Consider the following 3901-nt stretch of genomic DNA (forward strand, 5'->3'; position numbering starts at 1 on the left):
GGCAGGCGCCAGAACGGCAGCGCGGCCGGCGCGGCGGCGCTGGCGGGCATGGTGGCGCCGCCTGGGCTGGTGGTCGCGGCACGCCAGCCGCCGGCCTGGTCGCGGTTGCGCAGTGGTGTTCGCATACATGTCCTTTCGCTGCTGGTTGGACCGGCGGCGGCCTGCCGGGTTCACCGTCAACGGCGCGGCAGCGCCCATCATTTAAAAGTTCCATGGCATCCCCTGATGCAGGTTAAACGTACCGCGCGGCGTGGCGCTAGCATGGGGTGGGCCGCGTCCCGTCTCACGACGGCGCGCAGGCAGATCACGCAGGCAGACCATTCTATGACGGGAGAAGCAGATGCATACCGATAGCGACATCAGAAAACATGTGGAGAGTGAGCTCGAATGGGACGCTGATATCAGCGCCAACGACATCGGCGTGGCGGTGCGGGAGAAGATCGTCACGCTCAGCGGCTTTGTCCGCAGCTACGCGCAGAAGGTGGCGGCGGAACGCGCCGCGCAACGGGTGGCGGGGGTGGCCGGCGTGGCCGACGAACTCGAGGTGCGGCTGGCCGGCGAGGCCCGGCTCGACGCCGACATCGCGCGCGAGGCCGCCTCGGCGTTGCGCTACCAGTTGCCGCACTCGGCCGACGCGATCCAGCTGGTGGTCGATGACGGCACGCTGAAGCTCAAGGGCGAGGTCGAATGGAACTACCAGCGTGAACGGGCCGAGCAGGCGGTGCGGCGCATCCGCGGCGTGCGCCAGGTGCTCAATCAGATCACGCTGCATCCGACGGTGGCGGCGGCCGACGTGCAGCACAAGATCGTCGCCGCCTTCCACCGCAATGCGGCGCTGGACGCAGCGCGGCTGCGGGTCGAGGCCAGCGGCAATACGGTGACCTTGCACGGCAACGTGCGCTCGTGGAGCGAGCGCAAGGCGGCGGAGCGGGCGGCCTGGCTGGCGCCCGGGGTCACCCATGTCAACAATTTGATCAGCATCGACCCGACGCTGCAATCCTGACGGAGGCCTGCCATGCACATCAATCATCACTCTCCTCTGTCGGCGCTGGCCTTGCTGGCCGCGCTGGCCGGCGGCGCCGCCCTGGCGCAGTCCGATGATGCGCCGCGCGCCGATACCGCCGCGCGGCCGGCGCAGCGCGCCACCGAGCGCGTCACCGATGCCATGCGCGTGGTGCGCCAGCTCGAGGCCGAGCCGCGCATGAAGCAATTGCTGCAACAGGCCAAAGGCGTGCTGATCGTGCCCGCTTATGGGCGCGCGGCGCTGGGCGTCGGCGCCCATGGCGGCGCCGGGCTGTTGTTGCTCAAGCGAGCGGATGGCAGCTGGAGCGGACCGGCGTTCTACGACCTGGGCGGCCTGACGGTGGGCCTGCAGGCTGGCGCCGAAGGCGGGGCGTTGGCCATGGTGCTCAACAATGACAAGGCGGTCGGTGAGTTCATGAAGAAAAACAATTTCTCGCTGAGCGCTGCCGCCGGACTCACCGTGTTCAACTGGTCGAAGCTGGCCCAGGGCACGGCCGGCAATGGCGACGTGGTGGCCTGGGGGGCGACCAAGGGCCTGTTCGGTGACGCCGTCACGGTGGGCCTGAACGACATCCGTTATAACCAGTCGCTGACCAACGCCTACTATGGCCGAGCGCTGTCGCCCAAGGATATCGCCGACGGCAGCGTCAGCAATCCGCAGGCGCAGCCGCTGCAGCAGGCGCTGGGCCAGGCCTCGGCGCTCACCCGCTGAGTCCATCAACGCGCCGGTGGCCTGCGCTGTGCACGGCGCCGGTGTCCCATTCGCTGCCGGCCGCCGGCCATGCGCTGGCGGATCGGCGGGAATGGCGCGCAAAGGAACCACCATGAAATCCATAATCACTTTGACCTTGACCGTCGGCCTGTTGCGGCTGGGCGCGGCGGCGGCGCAGGACGCGGCAGCGGCGGGATGCGAGGGCAGCAGCGGCATCGGCGCCGACGAGCGTGCGTCGATGGCGACCGCCCAGAGCGGCCACAATCTGCGCCTGACGTTCGCCACCAAGGGCAGCGGCGAGTACCTGGCCGACGTCGCGGTGACGGTGAGCGATCCGGCGGGCCGGCCGCTCGCCAGCTTTGTCTCGCCCGGCCCGCTCTGCGACCTGCACCTGGCGCCGGGGCGCTACCGGGTCTCGGCCACCGCCCACGGCGACACGCTGTCACGCATCGCCCAGGTGCGGCAGCACGGCGCGCGCGAGCTGTATTTTTATTGGGATCCCCACTGAGTTCATCGAGAGGAGCACAACATGACCGACAGCAATAACGACCTTGCGGTCGCGGTGTATCACACGCACGCCGAGGCGGAAGCGGCGGTCAAGGCGCTGCAGCGGGCGGGCTTTGACATGACAAAAATTTCCATCATCGGCCGGGATTATCAGACCGAAGAGCATGTGGTGGGATTCTTGAATGCGGGCGAGCGGGCCAGGATCTGCGGCAAGTATGGCGCTTTCTGGGGCGGCCTGGTCGGCATCCTGTTCGGCTCGGCGTTGCTGTTTGTCCCGGTGGTCGGGCACGTCATCGTGCTTGGGCCGCTGGCCGCCGCCATATTCGGCGGCCTGGAGGGCGCCGTGCTGGTCGGTGGCGCCAGCGCCTTGGTGGGCGCGCTGAGCGCGCTGGGCATGCCGCCCGATTCCGTGCTGCGCTATGAAACCGCGATCCGCGCCGACAAGTTCATGCTGGTCGTACACGGCGATGCGCGCGACCTGTCACGGGCGGAGCAGTTGCTGGCACACTCCGGTCTTGCTTCGCTTGAGCGGCATGTCAGGCCGCCGCTGGCAAGTTGAGCGACGCATGGCCGGCGCTGGTGAGCCGCCTTGCCCACGCGTACTGAAGGGGCTGACGCCGCCGCCGGTAGTGGACGACCCGCCTAACCGGGCCGGGTCGCGCCGTCGGCTGCGGCCAGCCGCTCTTCCGCCGGTTCCGCGGTCGGCAGTTCATGGACAAACTCGGTCAGTGCAGCGGCGTAGCGTTCCGCCAGCACGTCGCGCTGGCGCACGCACAGCGTGGCCATCGGCAGCTTGTTGCACAGATCCGCCATCGCGGTGAGCACGCCGGCACCGCCGCTGCCGCCCATGGTGCAGAACAGCGCGACGTGGCGGAAGTGTTCGCGCTGCTGCAGAATGTAGCTGCGCATCGGCGAACTGAGGTGCCCGGCCCAGACCGGCGTGCCCAGCACCACGACCGGATAGTCGGCCGGATGGTGGCGCGGCGGGTTGATCGGCGCCGGCTGCTGGCGCAACGCCTGCCAGACGGCGCGCAGATAGCCGGCCACGCCCTGGCGCGGCTGCGGTTCGGTGATCTGTTCCAGGTCCGCGCCGCAGGTCCGCGCCAGCGCGTGCGCCACCTGCGCCGTGACGCCGGTGTGCGAGTAGTACACGATCAGAATCGATTTCATGGCAATTCCCCTGTCAGGCTTCGGCGGCCGTTGGCGGCGCCGATACTGATTGGACCGCGCCGCCAGTTGCTGGTTCCCGCCGGCGGCCGCGGTCAATGCGAGATCAGCACCGGCAACGTCATGTCGGCCAGCACCGCGCGGGTCACGCCCCCCAGCAGCGTCTCGCGCGCGCGGCCATGGCCGTAGCCGCCCATCACCAGCAGGTCGCAGCCGCACTCGGCGGCCGCGCCCAGCAGCGCCTCGCCGATCGGGGCCGTGGTGTACTCACGCATCACCGTCACCGGCACGCCATGGCGTGCCAGCAGCAGCGCCATATCGGCGCCGGGCTCCATGCCGTAGGTGTGCGTGGCCGGATTGAGCACCAGCAGCGTCACCGTCGCGGCCAGCTTGAGCAGCGGCAAGGCGTCGCTGATGGCGCGCGCCGCCGCGCGGCTGCCGTCCCAGGCCAGCAACGGATGGCGGCCCGGCGCCGCCGCCGCCGGCTCCGCT

General features: G+C 69.6%; 6 protein-coding genes. 4 read left to right on the forward strand and 2 right to left on the reverse strand.

Going from position 1 to position 3901, the window contains the following annotated elements:
- Nucleotides 1-340 precede the first annotated feature (340 nt).
- The 4 genes from GTP55_RS29010 (at nt 341) to GTP55_RS29025 (ending at nt 2801) form a co-directional block, all read left to right on the forward strand.
- Nucleotides 341-1003 carry a BON domain-containing protein gene (locus tag GTP55_RS29010; RefSeq protein ID WP_161048234.1) on the forward strand — a complete coding sequence of 221 codons (663 nt, stop codon included), beginning with the start codon at nt 341-343 and terminating at the stop codon, nt 1001-1003.
- A 12-nt stretch (nt 1004-1015) separates the two neighbouring features.
- Nucleotides 1016-1735, forward strand: a complete 720-nt coding sequence (locus GTP55_RS29015; protein ID WP_161048235.1) for a lipid-binding SYLF domain-containing protein — start codon at nt 1016-1018, stop codon at nt 1733-1735.
- Between the two features lie 112 nt (nt 1736-1847).
- Complete coding sequence (locus GTP55_RS29020; RefSeq protein ID WP_161048236.1) at nt 1848-2243, forward strand: carboxypeptidase regulatory-like domain-containing protein; 396 nt, start codon at nt 1848-1850, stop codon at nt 2241-2243.
- Nucleotides 2244-2264: 21 nt separating this feature from the next.
- A complete protein-coding gene (locus tag GTP55_RS29025) occupies nt 2265-2801 on the forward strand; it encodes a general stress protein (protein ID WP_161048237.1) in 537 nt (178 codons plus the stop codon).
- Between the two features lie 83 nt (nt 2802-2884).
- On the opposite strand, the gene GTP55_RS29030 is transcribed toward GTP55_RS29025, so the two are convergent.
- Nucleotides 2885-3412 (reverse strand): flavodoxin family protein, encoded by a 528-nt coding sequence (locus tag GTP55_RS29030; protein ID WP_161048238.1) that lies wholly within the window; start codon nt 3410-3412, stop codon nt 2885-2887.
- A gap of 92 nt (nt 3413-3504) precedes the next feature.
- A partial coding sequence (locus GTP55_RS29035; protein ID WP_161048239.1) for a universal stress protein occupies nt 3505-3901 on the reverse strand: 397 nt, incomplete at its 5' end.

The organism is Duganella margarita, assembly GCF_009857535.1.
GTDB lineage: Bacteria > Pseudomonadota > Gammaproteobacteria > Burkholderiales > Burkholderiaceae_D > Rugamonas > Rugamonas margarita.

Excerpts from the sequence above, each read along its gene's own strand:
- GTP55_RS29025 (WP_161048237.1), top strand. The coding sequence starts at position 2,265 with ATGACCGACAGCAATAACGACCTTGCGGTCGCGGTGTATCACACGCAC.
- GTP55_RS29030 (WP_161048238.1), bottom strand. The coding sequence starts at position 3,412 with ATGAAATCGATTCTGATCGTGTACTACTCGCACACCGGCGTCACGGCG.
- GTP55_RS29010 (WP_161048234.1), top strand. The coding sequence starts at position 341 with ATGCATACCGATAGCGACATCAGAAAACATGTGGAGAGTGAGCTCGAA.
- GTP55_RS29020 (WP_161048236.1), top strand. The coding sequence starts at position 1,848 with ATGAAATCCATAATCACTTTGACCTTGACCGTCGGCCTGTTGCGGCTG.
- GTP55_RS29015 (WP_161048235.1), top strand. The coding sequence starts at position 1,016 with ATGCACATCAATCATCACTCTCCTCTGTCGGCGCTGGCCTTGCTGGCC.